Source organism: Enterococcus sp. NPDC086594 (assembly GCF_044746145.1).
Classification (GTDB): domain Bacteria; phylum Bacillota; class Bacilli; order Lactobacillales; family Enterococcaceae; genus Enterococcus_D; species Enterococcus_D entomosocium.
On sequence record NZ_JBIVBP010000001.1, the window covers coordinates 749,570 to 766,799 of the forward strand.

Consider the following 17,230-nt stretch of genomic DNA (forward strand, 5'->3'; position numbering starts at 1 on the left):
AGTGAAAAAGGAGTGATTTTTAATGAGAACGTATAAGAATTGGCCTGCCAACTACCCTGATCCAAACTGGTTCCTCCATGATCGGTTTGGCTTATTCATCCATTTCGGCCTATTCAGTATTGGCGCTCGACACGAATGGTTTATGACGACAGAAAAAATTGAACCCACCACCTATCGCGAGAACTATTTTTCTCAGTTTGATCCTGATCTTTTCAACGCGGAGGAATGGGCTCAAACCGCAAAGAAGGCCGGTTTTCAATACATGGTCTTCACGACGAAACATCATGAAGGCTTTGCCCTTTGGGACACCGCGCTCAGCGACTACAAAGTAACCAACACCCCATTCAAGCGAGACCTCTTAGCAGAACTGCTGCCGGCATTTCGCAAGGTAGGCATTAAGGTCGGACTGTATCATTCGCTGATCGATTGGTATCATCCAGATTTCACGCTCGACGGCCTGCATCCGCAACGAGAGACTATTCAAGCCCGTCAAGCCAATGACCAGCGGGACATGCGCCGTTATCAAGATTTTTTGGCTGGTCAAGTCACCGAACTATTGACCAATTATGGAACCATCGATTATATGTGGTTTGATTTTCCTTATAGCCATCGAGATTGGGGCTGGTCAAAAGGCAAGGGTGCCGCCGATTGGGATAGTAAGCGGATCGAAGAAATTTGCCGAAGTCTACAGCCGGAGATGTTACTGAATGACCGTTTGGATTTGGGCCGAGGGATTACCACCCCTGAGCAATTCCAACCAGACAAACCATTAGAAGCGAATGGATTGCCTTTAATATGGGAAGCGTGCCAAACGATGTACGAAACGTGGGGCTATGATCGTGATGCTCAGCACTGGAAATCCAGTGAAATGATGACCAAAATGCTGATTGACACAGTAGCAAAAGATGGGAACTTTCTCTTAAATATCGGCCCGAATGCTCGTGGAGAAATCAACTTACCAACTCGTGGCCATTTAGAAGCCATCGGTTCATGGATGCATTATCATCAGCAAGCGATTATCGGCTGTGGTGCCAGCACTTTTCAACCGCCTATTGACAGTCGTTACACCCAAAACGGGAATAAACTTTACTTGCACCTCTTCTCCTACCCCTACAAATCCTTGCATCTTCCGGGACTTGCAGGATGCGTGAAGCATATCCGTTTCTTACATGATGGCTCCGAGTTGTTTTATCGAGGATTTGATCCCGAGGAAGTTCTCACGTCAACGGAAGCCATCATCAACAAAGAGGACCTTGTTCTCAGCTTACCCGTCTGCCCCCCAGATGTGTTGGTACCAGTGGTCGAAATCACTTTAAAAGAAATATAAGCGCCTATTGCACTGTACTAAATGAATATTTTATTGATACAAAAACATTGTCCTTACTTTCTTTACAAAAAAATGACTAGAAACTGATCGTTTCTAGTCATTTTTTATGGCTATTTTTTCAAAAACTCCCTAAATTCGCTTATACGAAAGTAGCGAGCTAGCTTGTTGAACAGGTGATGAGAACATGCAAACAAGCTGCGGGATTAATCCTTTTTTAAAGGTACTTACCACGGGAGGGTCAAAGTTCCTTAGACAAATAAAGAACAAGATCGTCATTGTTACAACAAGGCACATTCATCGCACAATTCTGATTATTGAACCAAACACCAGATCCATCTGGAATATAGCCTTGTTTTACATACAGTCTCTGGGCCGATCCATAACCATTGTGTAAACCTACCCCTAATGTCACCACGGCAGCTATTTCTCGTGCCTTTTCTTCGGCTGCTTTTAAAAGCTGACTGCCTACCCCTTGTTTTTGATAAGATTCAAAAACATTAAAATCCACAATTTCTGGGTACAAGCCTTTAAATGGTCCGTGCTTTGCTAGAGGGACCAATGTCAAATACCCGGCAGTTTTGTTGTTTATTTTGGCAAGCAAAATGTATCTCTCCCCCGCTTCTTGCTCGTTTAAATACTCCATCAAGAGCTGCTGGCGAGAAGGCCACCCTTGCTTTAAAAACATTTGATCCATTTCAAGGATATCTTTTTTCTTCAACGGTTGAATGTCTATGATCACTTATTGCTCCATTTCTCCCCTCACTCGGAGTTACGTTCATTTTATCAAAATACTATTGGCTTTTGTTTCACTTGTCGCTAAACTTATTCATCATAAAGAAAACAACAGGGATTGTCAGCGATGTGCCCTTTCACCCAATTCCTCTAACAATCAGCTAAATGTCGCTTCCCACCCATCATAAAGCTTTCGAAATGTCTCTTTTGGTCGATTTGGCTCATTATAAACTTTTTGGCTAATGGCCGTTTGGAGCCAAAAAATCGCTTGGATCACTTCACGACTAGTCTGAGCCTCAGGTACATCCGCCCAGACGGATAAAGCGATCGCCTGTGTTTGGGCAAGCTGTTCCTGTGCAACTGGTTGTCCATTGGCAAACGTCGTCAACTGGAATTCATTGCTGATTTTTTCGTAAGTTGGGTAGGTATACCCTGCCGCTTCTCCTAAGACATAATAGAAAAAATTATCATTGTGATTGATCATGGTATAGCCCTTTTCAAAAAAGACATCCGCCGACGCCATATTCTGGTTCCAACGGGTCCAATAGGAGATTTGACAATTCTCCGTCAACGTTGTCTGCTCTTGGCGATTCAAGCGGTAAAAACCATCATTCCAGACCCGCACAACAAAGCCGAGACTTTCAACAAAGGCCGCCAGCTCATTGACATAATCAATAAAGACTTCGATTCCGCTGGCTTTTTCCCCATAACGCTCGCGGGCAGCTTCGATCATTTGTGGAAAGTTTTCTAACTGGTCAAAATCAATAAACTCATCGGCCCCGATGTGAAAATAGGTGCTGTCTTCAAACAGTTGCGCATATTCTCGATAAACTTCCTGAATAAAGGCTACCGCTTCTGAATCCAAAATGTTCAGTGCTCGATCATCACGAGTGCCAGCTGCTGTCGGCAATTGCCATTGAGGTTTTTGTGCTAGGACTTGACGCAAATGACCAGGAGAATCAAAATCAGGGATAATGGCAATTTCATGGTTTTGAGCATACGCAATCAATTCACGAATTTCTTGCTTGGTCAAACATTCTTCCGAAACAATTTCTGGAAATTGCTGGGATTCAATCCGAAAGCCTTCGTTTTCCGAAAAATGAAGTTGCAGATGCGTGAATTGGAAGCAAGCCATGCTGCGGACGATTGCTTTCAAATCAGCAAGCGAATAAAATTTGCGCCCGATATCGATCATCAGACAGCGTTCTTTAAGCGCTGCTATATAGCTTTTCTGTGCTAATTGACCCGTCGCCTGATCTCGGCCATATTTGGTTAACGCGTAAAAGGCATGTTCTGGCGAGGACACACTGATTGTTTGGTTTTCAAATCGAAAATCAGCATCCAGCTGCGGATCGATCACTATTTTCGGTAACGGATCTTTCGCCGACTGCCAACCTATTTCCTCAAAAAAGACGGCTGCTCGTTGCTGAACTTTTGTCAAATCAACTTGTTTGTTCATCTCATTTTCCCCCATACTTTCAATAATTTCTCATTTTTTGGTTCATTTCACGGTATTGCCCTGGTGTCACACCCACTATTTTTCGGAACTTTCTCGTATAATTGGAAACATCATAATACCCATTGTTGCGAATAATTTCTTTGATTGGCAAATCTGTTTCAATCAGTTCCTCTTTGATTTTTTTCAGTCTTAGTTCTTGAATATATTTGGAGAAGGTTTTGCCGCTTTCTTTTTTTACAAAACGGCTGACATAAGAGACAGAAACACCAACCTCCTCTGCCACCGATTCCAAGGAGAGCTGTGAGGAATGGTAATTTTCTTGGATAAAACTGAAGATTTTCTCATTCATTTCCGACTCGTCATCCAGCGGCTGTTTCTGCACCTTCGTGCAAATCTGCTGGGCAATCGTTAACAAGGCAGACTGCAATTGATTCAAGCTGTTGAAATCAGCACTTTCAGAAGCGGTATGCAGTACTTCTGCCCCCACCAATTCACCGCCGACTTGCGCGATCGTATTCAACAAGTAGTAGCCATACATTTTTTGGACACGAGGCGAAGTCTGTTTACTCTCGCCTTCTTCGATCAACCGCTGGATCGTTTCACTGGCAATCTCAATATTTCCTTGATTCAAGGCTTGGATCAATTTTAATTTTTGATTATCTGGGTAATTGATTGGCAAATGATTGGTCTCTTTGGAAAGCTCCGCATAGTAGCTGATTTGCTTGCCTTGACTCCCTTGATTTTCCAGTGCTGCCAACCCTTCGATATAGGATTCATTGATGGCGGTTAGTTGATCGACCGTCATACCGACACCCATTGTGGGTGTTAGGGAGATCGCATGGGTAATTTTTTCCGCAATGGCATCCACAATTTCTTGTTGTTCTTTGCCATCAACAAACCCTACGGTCAAGGCTAACATTTCTTTGGATAAAATTTCCGTCGCATATGCCGTATAATCCGCCTCTTTGATTTCCTCGATATAATCGATCAGAAATTTTTTATCTCCTTGCTTGGCTTTGGAATCCACAGTTTTCGTATCGATGGCGATCACAAAGTAATTTGACTTAGGAAAGCAGACATGAACCGCTTCTAAAAGCAAAGCCAGTTCTTGCTCGGACCGAAAACGTCCGCTCATTAATTTGCGCAGCACTTGCTCTCTGGCATGAGGTGTTTGCAGGCGGACTTCCTGATGTAGTTCTTGGTGCTCAACCAAAAATGCCGCCAAGGTATTATGGACATCATCCATCGAATGAAGGGTCATTTTGGGGTCCCGATGAAACTCCTGAACCAGATTTTCGATTTTGCGAATTGGGCGATAACTACGTAACCCAAGCATCACGACTGCAGTGATACCCGTAAATAATATGGCGATAAATACTAGGACGAACTGCTCTTGTACACGGTTGACCGATGCCAGCGCTTGATTCGGATTAGCAACGGCTACCACTGAAATATTCAATTCATTATTGGCAATCGCTTGAACAAAATACGTTGATTGTTCAAACCGCATTCGTCCTGTTTGAATGCCTTTTTTCATGCGTTCGGGATGATTTAAAAAGCGCGCTAACTCATCATTGGTGGTACTGGCTAATAACTGGTACTCATCATTGATAATATAGGTGTTACTGATCCCATCGTTATTGCTGAAATCAAGAATTCTCTTCAAATTGTTCTCTTTGATTTCATAGATCGCTGAGCCATAGACAGTCATCTCTTCACTTTGAATGGGAACGATATAAAAGAAACGGGAATATCGCTGCTCCTCACCGGCGCCTTCTAATGTCAACAATGTAGGCGCTGAGGAATCCAATTGTGCGGCTAACTGTTCCTGGCCCATTTCATTTTTCGGCAGTACTTTTTTCAAAAATGTGTCAAAAGAGAATGATCCTACGGTTGAATACAAGGTTGCTGGGGACTCTTTATAATATAAATAGACTTCTTCGACTAAGTCGTTGGTGATTTTGTACGTTTGCATGGCCTCTCTTGCTTCTTTGGTCAAGTAAGGATGCTGCAAATATTTCAATGAGACAACATGATCATTGGTCATTTTTTGCGTCAGATAATTCAATTGAATAAACGTATTTTCTAAAGAATATTTCAACTGAATCAATTGATTTCTAGCGGTCAGCATCACTTGTTCATTGATACTTTTGACAGATGTATCATACCAAATCCATGACACGGCTAAAAAAGGCACTAAAAACACGATTAAATAAGAGCTGATGGCACGAATGATTCCCCTAAATAGTTTTTGACGATTCAGTTCCGTGTACTTTCCCATTTGCATCACCTATTCTCTGTTATTTCGAAAGCTCAAAAACGCTTTCATTTATCGGTACTTATTTAGGAGAAAAGAATGTATGATACTCTAATAAAATACGCTTTATTTTAATAAAAAACAATGCTTTTTTACAAGTCAGCTATCAGGCTTGTATTTTCTTAACCAGTTATAACAAGCGCCCAATAAATTAGATTCATTGCCGAAACGACAGGCACAAATGTTTGGCACGATAACAGTACTAGGAATCTGCTCAGCAATCATAGCTAATCGTGCGTTTACATGTGGGATCAAGAAACGGCTCGCACTGATTCCACCGCCAATCAAGATGATTTCCGGATCAATCATATATTGCAGGCTATAGCAAGCCGCCGCCAGTTTATCGACAAAATCAGCTACTACTGGCAGACATCGCGGATCTTGTTCTTGAACCAGTGTATCAATACGCTGACCATTGATTGTTGGGTCTCCGATACGTTTTGCTGTTTTCTCTACTAATGTTCTGGTTGACCCTGCGATGCTCCAAAGTTCCCAATCCTTCCTTTCGGTCGGAAAAAGCAGATAACCAAACTCTCCTGCTAGTAAGTGTTTGCCGCGAATCAATTGATGATCGATCATCAAGCCACCGCCAACGGATGTACCTAGGACAATTGTCGCAAAGGACGCACAATTTTGAGCGTGACCCAACCATTTTTCTGCCAATAACGCACAGTTGCCATCATTTTCGGCAGCCACTGGACATTGGTATGTACTGCGCAAATGCTTAACCAGTCTTTTACCAAATCCTTCATATAAAGGTGATGTCATCCCGATTTCTTGGCTTCGGGGATCAACCAGTCCCGTTGAGCTAATAGCGATGCCATCAAATGCTGCTGCATAGAATGCATCGATCTGTCGACATATACGTTGCGTGACTGTGGAATATTCCTTGTTCATAGGAAATTGAGTCAATTGTCTGCGTTCCCCTTGACTATTCACTAACCCACATTTAATAGCAGTACCGCCAATATCAATTGCTAAAATCCACATTTTCTTGACCTCACAAGGTTTTCTTTTGTCTTGCATTCAGTATACGCAACCAATGTTTTCAGCGACCATATGTATTTCTTGCAACAATATGTCAAATCCGTCCAAGCCATAAAAAAGCCCGCAACGAAAGATATCTTGCATTTAGAAAGAATATACATTGTACATACAGAGATAGCTTCTCTGCTTATTTTTTTAGCACTTGAAAGACCTGGTTTAACGTTCAGCTTCACAAAAATGTTCATCATGCAAAGCTAAAAAATAGAACTATTAGATACAATGTCTGAGAATTTTATAAACAAAGGAATCAGCTACTCCCGTTTTTTCTATTAAGATAAGCTACAAACAAAAAAACCGTCACGCATAAGACATCCTCTCATGCGTGATCGGCATTCTACTTACTCATTGAATTTTAGGAATAGATCAAACAATTTTAAGAACTTAGTTGCAGACTCTTGGTGTCACAACAAAAAATCTATTCGCAGTAAACTAATTTTGTTCTGTTCTTACACTCTGGTCACTTATTGCTCATTTGATTCATAAAACCTCAATAAAGCGCTTGTGCTCGTTCAATACAATTCCTGCTCCAAATAATCCACCAACGGAACCAAGTATTTTTTATCCGTCCAATCGCAATCTTGTCCATTGGCTTCCATGAGTACCTTCGTCTGTGGGTCATAGGTGTGTGGCTCTTTTTTAGCGGCCGCTTTTCTTAACATTTTCACTAAGGTTCGATCGAAAAAGTTCATTTTGCTTTCCTGCCATTGTCCTCTTCCGTAAAAAAAGGGGATGTCCTTTAGCGGACCCGTGAGATTCTGTTCTCTGAGTTTTTTCACTACCACTTTTTCAGGAACAGAAGCTCCCGCACAAAAGATGAGTATCTCTTTGCCTTTTAGCTGATTGCTATTCTTTTTTAAAAAGGACAGTCCAGCAATACCCGAAGCATAGATTCCCCCACAGAAGATAATTGTGTCATAATCCATTACTTCAGCTATTTTGGCTTTTGGGGTTTCTAGGCAGGGAAAACCTGTTGCTTCTTGAAGCCAGTGGACATACTTTTTGACAGCGCCGTATTTCGATTGATAAACAATAATGCCATTTTTCATGAGGAATTCCTCCCTGCAGTTAGGACTGCGACCTACTTTTTGTGCCATCTATTGCCTGTTTCAAAAACATCTCGTAAGCTTCTTCCTGTTGTGCATAGATTTCACCTAGTGGAATACCTGGTGTCGTTACTGCGAAAATCGTGCCGATTCCGATCGTGTAAATGAGCATATGCAAGTGCAGCTGTTTGGCGGTTTCTATGCTGATGTTCAAATCGGCGGCAATCCTTTTTGCTACTTGAGGATTCGTCTCCAACTGATACAGCTCTTCTAATGACGAAACATTCGCTCTTTTTTGTAAGACAAAAATTCTCAAAATTTGGGGTTCTTCTTTCGCCAATTGCAAATACGCGTGTCCGGTACTGCGAAACAGATCCTGGGGGTCGCTATGGGCTTCTAGATACGCTTGTAAAAATTGCCGTGCTTTCTGCTCTACTTCTGTCCGCAGTCCTTCCATATTGGTGCAATAACTATAAATGGGCTGGACTGAACAGCCTAACCTTTCCGCAATATTTTTGACAATCACTTGCTCCATACCGCCTTTTCGAGCAATCTCAAAAGCGGCATCAACCACCATTTCCTTTGTTATTCGTTGTTTTGGCATCCAAGACCCTCCTTAAGCACAAGTCACATTATATAAACGATTTATATAACTCGATTATATTCTTTTGTTCCTGCGAAGTCAATCGGGTCCAAGACACTACTCCCTCACTCTTTCTATTGAATAAAGAGCTGTCGGTTTCTCCCAAATCATCGTTCATAGGTTGTAAATCTTGCATTACTTCCCAGTGATTGCTGGCTCTTTTATCCGCACAAAAAAGGTACAGCCCACAGAAAAAGGCTGTACCGTTGATAATACGTATGGACTCTTTTGCACTCGAAGCTGCTAAACTTCTGGGGTGTCCTCTGGTGGTGCTTCGAGGATTGGTTCTTCCTCTTCATACAAGGAGGAAACCCGCGTATACCATTCAAACACATGGGTAATGATCACCTTGGCAGCCGCATAGACAGGAATCCCTAAAATGACCCCAACAAGACCAAACAATTTTCCTGAAGTCAAGAGGACTAACAGGATCGTGACAGGATGGATCGATAACTCGTTTCCTAGAACTAATGGCGAAATCAAGCGTCCTTCAATGGTTTGCTCAATAACAAAAACGATCAAAACTTGGATCAGTAACACTGGTCCGCCGACGATTCCTAAAAAGACCGCAGGGATCATGGCCAAAAAGGAGCCTAAATAAGGGATCAAATTTAGAAATCCCGCTGCAATCCCCAGTGTGATGGCATAATCTAAGCCAATAATACTAAAGCCGATCATAAACATCACTGCGACCGCAAACGCCACTGTCAGCTGTCCCCGAATATAGGAGGATACCTGGTCATTCATTTCTTTTAAAACGATCAGTGACGGCTGGCGCATTTTGGTTGGTAAAAATTTGACAAAATAAGGGGCTAGTTTGCGGCCATCTTTCAGTAGGTAGAACAAAATAAACGGCATGGTAATGACCGCTAAAACGATCGTCGCAACGGCCCCGAAGAAACTACCTAGATTTTGAATCGTACTGCGGGAAAGATTTTGGACGATATCCGTCAGAGAAGAAATCAACTTCTCATTGGAAGCTTCGATCTGATCTTGGACTTGCGAGAAGATTGGATCAGACAAGATTTCATTCACCTTATTCTCAATAATCGTCAAATACCCCGGCAGATTATCCGCAAAACTCATGGATTGCTCTTGAATCTTAGGAATGATGACCACCACCCCCCAGACAATCAGACCAACCACCAAAACAAAAAGACCAAAAATACTGTAAATTCGTTTGATTCCTTTGCGCTCCAAATAGTCAACAGTGGGATTCATCAAGTAATACAAGATCCCAGCCAAAATGATTGGCAATCCGACGATGGCTAAAAATTGCCAGACAGGCTCAAACAAATATGAAACTTTCGTGAAGAGCAGCAAAATTAAGAGAATCAATAAAATGACCAGCAAGCTGGTCACTGCTTGATTGTTTAAAAACCATTTCCAAAACCAGGAATGCGGCTTTTTCTGCGTTTCTTTCATGACATTCTTTGCCTCCTAGTTGTACGCCACTTGCATGCCGACTTCGAGGTTCGGCAAAACAGTTGGCGTTAAATAAATCGCACTTGAAAGCGGTTCTTCAGCCGGCACTTCGTCAAAGACAAAGGTCACATGCTGGATCGTTTGCAGGATTTGGTTAGCCACCGTTCCTACATATTGGACTTGATAGGTCTGATCACCAAAAGTAATCTGATCCTCTTTCTTTACGACTAACGCTTGCGAATCAGGAATCGTTTGGATGACTGAATATTCTCGCAATGTATCGGTCGCTTCTTCCCCAAAGAAGATGATCATTCTTTCTTGCGAATCGATCGCTTGTGGACCAATTTCTTTGATCGTCCCTTTTTTCATATGACAAACTCCCCTTTCTATCTTCTCGTTTATTATAACATAAAGAGTTTTTCTACCCGCCCAAAACCGCATTCTATGGTAGAATTAAAGAGGAATGAAACTATTAGGAGGTTTTTTTATGTTGCAAACGATTTATTTAGGTACGTACACTCGTCGCGAAAGTAAGGGGATCTATTCGATCGCTTTAGATACGGAAAAAGGAACACTGACCGATTTGACCTTATGTGCGGAAGAAAAAAGTCCGACTTATCTTGCCCGCAGTAAAAAAGAAGCAGTTTACAGCGTCACAGAAGTAGCTGGCAACGGCGGCGCCGCTGCTTATACCCCAGACTTTACCTTGCTGAATACCGCAACGGAAGAAGGCGCACCCCTTTGCTATGTAGCAGTTGATGAAACCCGTCAGCTTTTATATGGTGCCAACTACCACAAAGGTGAAGTGAATGTTTATAAAATTCTAGAAGATGGCAGCATCGAAGCAACGGACAGCATCTACCATGATGAACCCGTCGGCTCTCATGAAAACCAAGACAAACCTCATGTCCATTATACTGACTTAACACCAGACCAACGTTTAGCAGTTTGTGACCTTGGAACGGACCGGGTCTATACTTATGATATTTCAGAAGATGGCAAACTGACAGAAGTAGCTGTCTATGTGGCAGAAGACGGAACTGGTCCTCGTCACTTAGTCTTCCATCCAAATAACCAATACGCTTACTTAGTGGGCGAATTAGACAGCTCATTGACTGTTTTACGCTACAATCAAGCAGATGGCAGTTTTGAGAAAATCCAAAAGGTGCCAACGATCCCTGCGGACTTTACGGATTTCAACAGTGGCGCTGCGGTACGGATCTCGAACGATGGACGTTTTGTTTACAGCTCAAATCGCGGCCATAATTCAATCGCTGTTTTTGAAGTAACCGATGAAGGCGCTGGCCTGGCTTTTGTTCAATCAATCTCAACAGAAGGCGACTTCCCTCGCGATTTCGATTTGGACCCGACAAACGATTATCTGGTTTGTGCCAACCAAAATTCTGATAACCTAACGTTATACAAACGCGATGAAGCCACTGGCAAATTGACTGTCTTAGAAAAAGACATCTACGCACCAGAATGTGTCTGCGTCTTATTCAAAAAATAAAGTTTTGGAGGATTCCCCCATGTTTGATAAAACACCAAAGGAACTCGTGCTCAAAGATTTTTCTAATATCTACAATAAATGTCAATCAACCTTTGAACTAGTGACGAGCCGCAAATACAATGAATCATTGGTCCTATTAACGACTGCGGAAACGTATGCGATCGCTGAAAAAGCCTATATTCGCTGCGATACTGCCAAAGAGCTGCAAACAGCGGAAGTCATTGCTTTCTTTGATGCTTTTGAGATCTATTATTTTGAATTAAAACAAGTCCTTTTTCATGATGACGATGATTTTGTTTCTTTAAAAAATCGTTTAGAAAAAATGAAAGACACTTACGAAGCATTGACAGCCTCATTTCATTTGTTATGATGAAATCAAATCAAAAGTGAAAAAGGTGACGTTATGAACCAAGAACAAGTGTTGGATCGTTTACGAGAAGAATTGGCCATGCCATTTTTCGAAGCAAAACTAGAAGACAAAGACTATTCCGAAGAAGACTATCAACAAGTCAAAGCGGATTTGGTAAAATACTTTGATGACTATGTACGTAATGTAGAAAATTAAGAAACAGCCTGCGATGATTCATTCATCGCAGGCTGTTTTGCTATTATAACGTCACTAGAAAGTTTTGATTCGTCGTAGCTTCGATCTGAGGATGCTGTTTCAAATAGTCAGCAATCAGTTCCGTCATATCGACTTGAATCTCACGAACGATTTTTTCGGCAGAAAACATGGCGTAGTTGCCACCGCCCACGGCACGGTATTGGTTGATGACGATCTCTAATTCTTGGTCCATCGCAATGGCTTTTTCTTCAAAGTCCAAACGGGTGATTCGTTGACCAACGGGTTGACTAAGATCGATCGTATACTCGATGCCTTCATACATATCGTAGTTATAATATTGCGGTTTTGGTTCAATAAAAGCAGGATTGAAAACGATCTGATCGTCAACAACGGCTAAATAATCCGCCGTTTGTTCTAAAGCAGCTTTTAATTCGGCACCTGTTATTTTGACTACAGCTAACGTATTTGGGTAAATATAATTGGTAATCACATCCCGCATCGTGATGGTTGCACCAAAGCCTTTGCCTTCATTGTTGAAAAGAGCAGTGCCAGAAATTTTGGCGCCACTGGCAGCCATCTGAACACGATTGATGAATTCAATATAAGGATGCTCTTTCAAGCGTGCCCCCATCGGATCGGTGATTCGCATATCCCCACTGACTTTGCCTAACGGCTGATCTAGCCATGTTTGTAACTCTTCTTCGATGGGTGCTAACAAAGCCAATGTCTCTTGATCTGGGACAGCATCCGCAACAGGGATCAACGCAGCCGTACTGTTTGTGACATGAACCCCTGTCTGATTTTTTTCAACCGTCAATTCGATGGCGCCGATAAAGCTTCCACGATAACCGGGCTGCACAACAGGGACACCATTGATTTTTGTGGCAATCTCACGATGTTGGTGTCCTGTGAAGAAGGCATCGATTCCTGAAACTTCCTGCAGTAATTGATAGCCCTCATTTTCGCCAGTCAATAATTCGGTCGGTTCCCCAGTTACTAAATCACGCTCGAAGCCGCCATGGTAGCTGATGACAACGATATCGGCTTGTTCTCGTAAGTAAGGTACATAGTTTTTCGCTGTCTCAACGATGCTGACAAACTGCATCCCGCGAATCGTCGCAGGTTGTTCCCAATGAGGAATATAGGGCGTCACCATTCCTAAAATCGCGATCTTTACCCCTTCTTTTTCAATGATGGTGTAAGCTTGCCCAAAGAATGGTTCCCCCGCTTCATTTAAAATATTCGCTGCCAGTACTGGTGTTTGGTAGCTGGCGATCGCTTCTTGCAAATAAGGCAGACCGTAGTTGAACTCATGATTGCCTAAGACATGAACATCAACGTCTAGGTGGTTGACGACAGCGGTCAATGCGGCAACGGAGTGCTGGCTTTTGGCGATGTAATAGCTTAAGGGCGAGCCTTGGATAAAGTCGCCATTTTCGATCGTTACGACCGGTCCGGTGGCTGCTTGACGTAGCTCTTTCATTTTGGTAGCAACTTTTGCCACGCCGAATCCTTGTTCCGTGTCATCGGCAAAATTGGTTGGATAGACATAGCCATGCATATCGCTCGTTTCTAAAAACGTGATTTTCATTCAAAAGACTCCTTTTCCCCTCAATAGACCAAAAGGGCATGCGCATAAGTCGAAAACCCTCGAAAGCCAGCATTTTCTGCTTCCTTGTGTCTTCAAACCTTATGGCACAAACCCTTTTGTCTTTCATTCTCAGGTGTTTCCCTGATTATACCCTATTTTGACGAAGAAATTCAGAATTATTGGTTCCAAGCATCTTCTAATTGTGGTTTTGCGTTTTCAATCAATTGATCGACATCTTGATCTGTATTAGACAAAATGTTTTCCATGATTGAACGCATTTCATTGTAAGCAGGATCAGCATTTTCAATCACTGGGATCGAGAACAATTCTTTGGTTGCATCTTCTAATTTGGCAGCCACTTTTGTTTCAGGATTGTTTTTGTATTCATCGCTTTCCAAAACAGATTCAACAACTGGCATGTAGCCGGTATCGATTGCCCATGTTTTTTGCGCTTCTGGCGAAGTTAGGTATTTCATGTATTCAAAAGCAGCGGTGCGTTGCTCTGGTGTTGCGCTGTTGAACATATACAAGTCAGTTCCTTGTTGCAAGTTGATTGGTTCTGGACGAGCTGCTACGTCATATTCAAATTTGCCTTCGGTATCTTTTTTAACAAAGCCTTCCCCTGCGATTGAGCCGACATACATTGCGATTTGCTCGTTGGCAAATGGACCAGACAAGTATTTGTCAGAACCAGCGATTCGGAAGTAGCCGTCTTTAACACCATCTAGGTAGTAGTTGATGACTTCTTTTGATTCATCGCTGTCTAATTGCAAGTCTTTGTCAAAATCAACGCCTTGATTTTTCATTGCGATGGCATAGTAGTTGTTTAATGAGTCAAAACCAGCACCTACGACTTCACCGTTTGATTTTTCATAGATTTCTTGAGAAGCTTCTTTTAATTCTTCCAGGTTTGTTGGTACGTCAATACCATACTCGTCTAACATGTCTGCATTGTAAAACAGCATTTCTGTAGATTTGTTGAAAGGAATCCCGTATTGCACGCCGTCGATTTGTGCACCATCTAAAAGGGCACTGCGGATCTCTTCTTGGTCACCCCAACCGATAGTATCATCGTTGATGTATTCGCCAAGGTCAACTAGCATGTCATCTTGGGCAGCATTCCATAACCAACCAGGATATGCTTGGGTGATAGTTGGCAGATCTTTTGGTGAAGGCAAGGTTGAATTCACCTTTGCTTGCAAATCAGGATAGCTTGATTGGTTCTGCAATTCGATCTTGATGTTTGGATTTTCGTCCATGAATTGCTCGGTCAATTTCGTCAATGATTCTTCTTGCGCACCATTCATTGCATGCCAAAAGGTGACAGTCGTATCTTCGCTTAGTTCTGTAACGATTTCATCACTTTCCGTAGAACCAGATGAATCGTTGTTGTTTCCACAAGCCCCTAATACCAATGTCGCGGCTGCTGCTGCTGCAAATGCAAGTTTCTTTGTTTTCATTTTTTCCTCTCCTCTATCACTCTAAAATAATTTTTTCACCGCGTTGCGGCAATATTCTTTCACCATACGGATTCACCAGATTTTCTGGTTTCAGCGTATGGATTGGAACCAATCGTTGGGGCTCGATCCATGCAATGATCTGATCTAAATCAGCTGGTTTCGCATGTCCCGAGTTTGGCAAACGGACAAATTCGATCTCCAGTGCTGCCAATTGATCCAAAAAGACTTGATAAGCTGGATCAAAATCGCCTAACGGCTGCGCATCACTGTGAATATACAAACCACCCGTCTGCAAGTTTTCAAAATGCGCGACTGCTTGCCAAAGGTACTGGCTCGTGTCGGCACATAATGCCTGATAAGAAATGGCGAAGGCTGGATCGAGAGTCGCTGGTACTTGATCATCGATCGTATAGAACGGTACATCTTTATTGAAAATTTCTTTCAACAAAGCAGCTTGCGTCGCCTCTAAAACAACCGTCCGCGGCGCGGCTTCAACAAGCGCCATAAAGCGCTCGACATTGGCTGGATAGCCATTGAAAGTAATTTGTCGTTGGGGATTTTCTTTGACCAAACGCACGAAGGTCTCGATCAATTCTGTTTCACTTTCCACTGTGATCGCTTTGGGGTCCGGTTCTCTTTCTGGAAAGCTGATGCTGACCCCTTCCATCATCAATAAATCCGTGTGTTTGGCTAACTGACAGAATTCTTTGGTACGCTCTGGATGATAGCCATGCAAACGCAAATCACCGGTATAAGCGATAAAATGATCTGGCGTGCGAATCAACAAAGCTGCCGCACCGTACGCATCATGATCGACTGGAATGATCTCGACTTCGATTTCCCCGACCCGAATCACATCATGGGGTTCTAAGCCGATCAATTCACGGACAAAGCTTTTTTCTTCATGAGGAACGGGCAGCAAGAAGTCCCCTTTTTGATTCAACACTTCGAGGATCGCTTTGGTTTCCTTCAAGGTGTACATAGGAATATTTGGGTCTAAAAAGTTGATCATCTTGGAATGATCCAGATGGGCGTGGGAAAGAAAAACTGCTGTTTCTTGGTATTCTTTCGTTTCGCTTCCTTGGTACGTGTAGTCTAAGCGTGGATCGTAGACATTTTTCAGTTCTGGTATCCAGCGATGCGCAACTAACGTTTGTAATTCTTCATCTGGTAAGGGTGTTTCTGGATGATACTCCGAACCGAAATCAAAAAAGATATGGGCATCTTTGTACGCAACTTCGATGACGGTTCCTCCAATCGTTAAAATTCCGCTATGGAAGGTGATCGTTGTTTTATCCTTTGATGCCATCTTTAGCCACTCCTTTGATAATTTCTTTTCTAAAGATCAAGTAAATGATCAGAATTGGAATGACGGTCAAGGTCGCTGCCGCCATTTGTAAATGAACGTCACTGCCGCTTTCTGTGGTAAAGGCAGCCAATCCATTATTTAAGAGACGGTATTTTTTCTCATTCGTCACTAACAACGGCCATAAGAAAGAATTCCAGCTAGAGATGAACGTCAGAATCCCGACTGTCACCAAGGCTGGTTTAGACATGGGGATCAAAATTCGGCGGATATAAGCTAGGTCGCTGGCACCGTCAATTTTGGCTGCCTTATAAAAGGTATTAGAAATACTTTGTAAATAACCGTTTAAATAATAGATGTAAAAAATACTGGTCAGAAACGGAATGATCAAGGCACTATACGTATTCAATAAGCCCATTCGAGCAATCGTATTGTAATTGGTAAAGATGATGGATTCATAAGGAACCATCAATAACGAGATCATCAATCCGATAACTAACCGTTTGTATTTGAATTCAAGACTAGTCAATGCAAAGGCAGCTAGAATCGCAGTGATCAGCGTCGCGATAGTCGTCACCGCAGAAACGAAGACCGTATTAAAGAAGTAGCGTAAAAACGGTGCTCGGGTAAAGACTTCCCCGTAGTTGCTCCACTGGAAAGACTCTGGCATGATCGTCGGTGGAATACTGGTTGCTTCACTGTAGGTCATTAGACCAGCTAAAATCATATAGACAAAGGGAAACAGCGTGATCACTGCTAAAATTGCTAAAAACAGCATCGAAACAATCGTGACAATTTTTTTCAT

16 protein-coding genes are annotated in these 17,230 nt (G+C 42.5%); 4 read left to right on the top strand and 12 right to left on the bottom strand.

All coding sequences use genetic code 11. From position 1 onward, the window contains the following. Nucleotides 1–22 precede the first annotated feature (22 nt). Entirely contained in the window at nt 23–1,327 is a 1,305-nt protein-coding gene (locus ACIPK1_RS03405) for an alpha-L-fucosidase (RefSeq protein ID WP_016612908.1), read from the top strand. A 238-nt stretch (nt 1,328–1,565) separates the two neighbouring features. On the opposite strand, the gene ACIPK1_RS03410 is transcribed toward ACIPK1_RS03405, so the two are convergent. The 8 genes from ACIPK1_RS03410 to ACIPK1_RS03445 all read right to left on the bottom strand — a co-directional run bounded on the left by ACIPK1_RS03410 (nt 1,566) and on the right by ACIPK1_RS03445 (nt 10,362). Then, nucleotides 1,566–2,066 (bottom strand): GNAT family N-acetyltransferase, encoded by a 501-nt coding sequence (locus ACIPK1_RS03410; protein WP_005233764.1) that lies wholly within the window; start codon nt 2,064–2,066, stop codon nt 1,566–1,568. 150 nt (nt 2,067–2,216) lie between these two features. Beyond that, nucleotides 2,217–3,518 (bottom strand): family 20 glycosylhydrolase, encoded by a 1,302-nt coding sequence (locus ACIPK1_RS03415; RefSeq protein ID WP_142437379.1) that lies wholly within the window; start codon nt 3,516–3,518, stop codon nt 2,217–2,219. A 19-nt stretch (nt 3,519–3,537) separates the two neighbouring features. Continuing rightward, nucleotides 3,538–5,805 (bottom strand): helix-turn-helix domain-containing protein, encoded by a 2,268-nt coding sequence (locus ACIPK1_RS03420; protein ID WP_306425327.1) that lies wholly within the window; start codon nt 5,803–5,805, stop codon nt 3,538–3,540. Nucleotides 5,806–5,934: 129 nt separating this feature from the next. Then, nucleotides 5,935–6,861 carry an ROK family protein gene (locus tag ACIPK1_RS03425; protein WP_101699360.1) on the bottom strand — a complete coding sequence of 309 codons (927 nt, stop codon included), beginning with the start codon at nt 6,859–6,861 and terminating at the stop codon, nt 5,935–5,937. 530 nt (nt 6,862–7,391) lie between these two features. Then, nucleotides 7,392–7,928: a flavodoxin domain-containing protein gene (locus ACIPK1_RS03430; RefSeq protein ID WP_008379457.1), complete on the bottom strand. Its 537-nt coding sequence runs from the start codon at nt 7,926–7,928 to the stop codon at nt 7,392–7,394. 19 nt (nt 7,929–7,947) lie between these two features. Continuing rightward, entirely contained in the window at nt 7,948–8,529 is a 582-nt protein-coding gene (locus ACIPK1_RS03435) for a TetR/AcrR family transcriptional regulator (RefSeq protein WP_087664579.1), read from the bottom strand. A gap of 282 nt (nt 8,530–8,811) precedes the next feature. Beyond that, nucleotides 8,812–9,993, bottom strand: coding sequence for an AI-2E family transporter (locus ACIPK1_RS03440; protein WP_005233743.1), 1,182 nt, complete (start codon nt 9,991–9,993; stop codon nt 8,812–8,814). A gap of 15 nt (nt 9,994–10,008) precedes the next feature. Further along, nucleotides 10,009–10,362: a PTS glucitol/sorbitol transporter subunit IIA gene (locus ACIPK1_RS03445; RefSeq protein WP_086298211.1), complete on the bottom strand. Its 354-nt coding sequence runs from the start codon at nt 10,360–10,362 to the stop codon at nt 10,009–10,011. Nucleotides 10,363–10,480: 118 nt separating this feature from the next. Between ACIPK1_RS03445 and ACIPK1_RS03450 the strand changes: the two genes are divergently transcribed. From ACIPK1_RS03450 to ACIPK1_RS03460, 3 genes are read left to right on the top strand one after another with little or no spacing between them, the layout of a single operon-like run. Further along, nucleotides 10,481–11,503 (top strand): lactonase family protein, encoded by a 1,023-nt coding sequence (locus tag ACIPK1_RS03450; RefSeq protein ID WP_008379454.1) that lies wholly within the window; start codon nt 10,481–10,483, stop codon nt 11,501–11,503. 19 nt (nt 11,504–11,522) lie between these two features. Beyond that, on the top strand, nt 11,523–11,873 hold the full coding sequence (locus tag ACIPK1_RS03455) for a hypothetical protein (RefSeq protein WP_005233740.1): 351 nt from the start codon (nt 11,523–11,525) through the stop codon (nt 11,871–11,873). A gap of 33 nt (nt 11,874–11,906) precedes the next feature. Next, the gene (locus ACIPK1_RS03460) at nt 11,907–12,068 is read left to right on the top strand and encodes a hypothetical protein (protein WP_005233739.1); all 162 of its coding nucleotides are present in this window, start codon (nt 11,907–11,909) and stop codon (nt 12,066–12,068) included. Between the two features lie 43 nt (nt 12,069–12,111). Here the strand turns inward: ACIPK1_RS03460 and ACIPK1_RS03465 are convergent, their stop codons facing one another. The 4 genes from ACIPK1_RS03465 to ACIPK1_RS03480 form a co-directional block, all read right to left on the bottom strand. Then, nucleotides 12,112–13,659, bottom strand: a complete 1,548-nt coding sequence (locus tag ACIPK1_RS03465) for a bifunctional UDP-sugar hydrolase/5'-nucleotidase (protein WP_087664577.1) — start codon at nt 13,657–13,659, stop codon at nt 12,112–12,114. Nucleotides 13,660–13,835: 176 nt separating this feature from the next. Then, a complete protein-coding gene (locus tag ACIPK1_RS03470) occupies nt 13,836–15,119 on the bottom strand; it encodes an ABC transporter substrate-binding protein (protein ID WP_016609876.1) in 1,284 nt (427 codons plus the stop codon). A gap of 16 nt (nt 15,120–15,135) precedes the next feature. Next, on the bottom strand, nt 15,136–16,428 hold the full coding sequence (locus ACIPK1_RS03475; RefSeq protein ID WP_005228016.1) for an MBL fold metallo-hydrolase: 1,293 nt from the start codon (nt 16,426–16,428) through the stop codon (nt 15,136–15,138). Beyond that, nucleotides 16,412–17,230 carry a carbohydrate ABC transporter permease gene (locus ACIPK1_RS03480; protein ID WP_005228015.1) on the bottom strand — a complete coding sequence of 273 codons (819 nt, stop codon included), beginning with the start codon at nt 17,228–17,230 and terminating at the stop codon, nt 16,412–16,414. The genes ACIPK1_RS03475 and ACIPK1_RS03480 overlap by 17 nt, the downstream gene beginning before the upstream one ends.

What these genes read in the sequence shown, in the direction of transcription:
- ACIPK1_RS03405 (WP_016612908.1), top strand. Translation starts at nt 23, where the DNA reads ATGAGAACGTATAAGAATTGGCCTGCCAACTACCCTGATCCAAACTGG.
- ACIPK1_RS03465 (WP_087664577.1), bottom strand. Translation starts at nt 13,659, where the DNA reads ATGAAAATCACGTTTTTAGAAACGAGCGATATGCATGGCTATGTCTAT.
- ACIPK1_RS03445 (WP_086298211.1), bottom strand. Translation starts at nt 10,362, where the DNA reads ATGAAAAAAGGGACGATCAAAGAAATTGGTCCACAAGCGATCGATTCG.
- ACIPK1_RS03440 (WP_005233743.1), bottom strand. Translation starts at nt 9,993, where the DNA reads ATGAAAGAAACGCAGAAAAAGCCGCATTCCTGGTTTTGGAAATGGTTT.
- ACIPK1_RS03480 (WP_005228015.1), bottom strand. Translation starts at nt 17,230, where the DNA reads ATGAAAAAAATTGTCACGATTGTTTCGATGCTGTTTTTAGCAATTTTA.
- ACIPK1_RS03470 (WP_016609876.1), bottom strand. Translation starts at nt 15,119, where the DNA reads ATGAAAACAAAGAAACTTGCATTTGCAGCAGCAGCAGCCGCGACATTG.
- ACIPK1_RS03415 (WP_142437379.1), bottom strand. Translation starts at nt 3,518, where the DNA reads ATGAACAAACAAGTTGATTTGACAAAAGTTCAGCAACGAGCAGCCGTC.
- ACIPK1_RS03435 (WP_087664579.1), bottom strand. Translation starts at nt 8,529, where the DNA reads ATGCCAAAACAACGAATAACAAAGGAAATGGTGGTTGATGCCGCTTTT.
- ACIPK1_RS03430 (WP_008379457.1), bottom strand. Translation starts at nt 7,928, where the DNA reads ATGAAAAATGGCATTATTGTTTATCAATCGAAATACGGCGCTGTCAAA.
- ACIPK1_RS03425 (WP_101699360.1), bottom strand. Translation starts at nt 6,861, where the DNA reads ATGCAAGACAAAAGAAAACCTTGTGAGGTCAAGAAAATGTGGATTTTA.
- ACIPK1_RS03450 (WP_008379454.1), top strand. Translation starts at nt 10,481, where the DNA reads ATGTTGCAAACGATTTATTTAGGTACGTACACTCGTCGCGAAAGTAAG.
- ACIPK1_RS03460 (WP_005233739.1), top strand. Translation starts at nt 11,907, where the DNA reads ATGAACCAAGAACAAGTGTTGGATCGTTTACGAGAAGAATTGGCCATG.
- ACIPK1_RS03420 (WP_306425327.1), bottom strand. Translation starts at nt 5,805, where the DNA reads ATGCAAATGGGAAAGTACACGGAACTGAATCGTCAAAAACTATTTAGG.
- ACIPK1_RS03455 (WP_005233740.1), top strand. Translation starts at nt 11,523, where the DNA reads ATGTTTGATAAAACACCAAAGGAACTCGTGCTCAAAGATTTTTCTAAT.
- ACIPK1_RS03475 (WP_005228016.1), bottom strand. Translation starts at nt 16,428, where the DNA reads ATGGCATCAAAGGATAAAACAACGATCACCTTCCATAGCGGAATTTTA.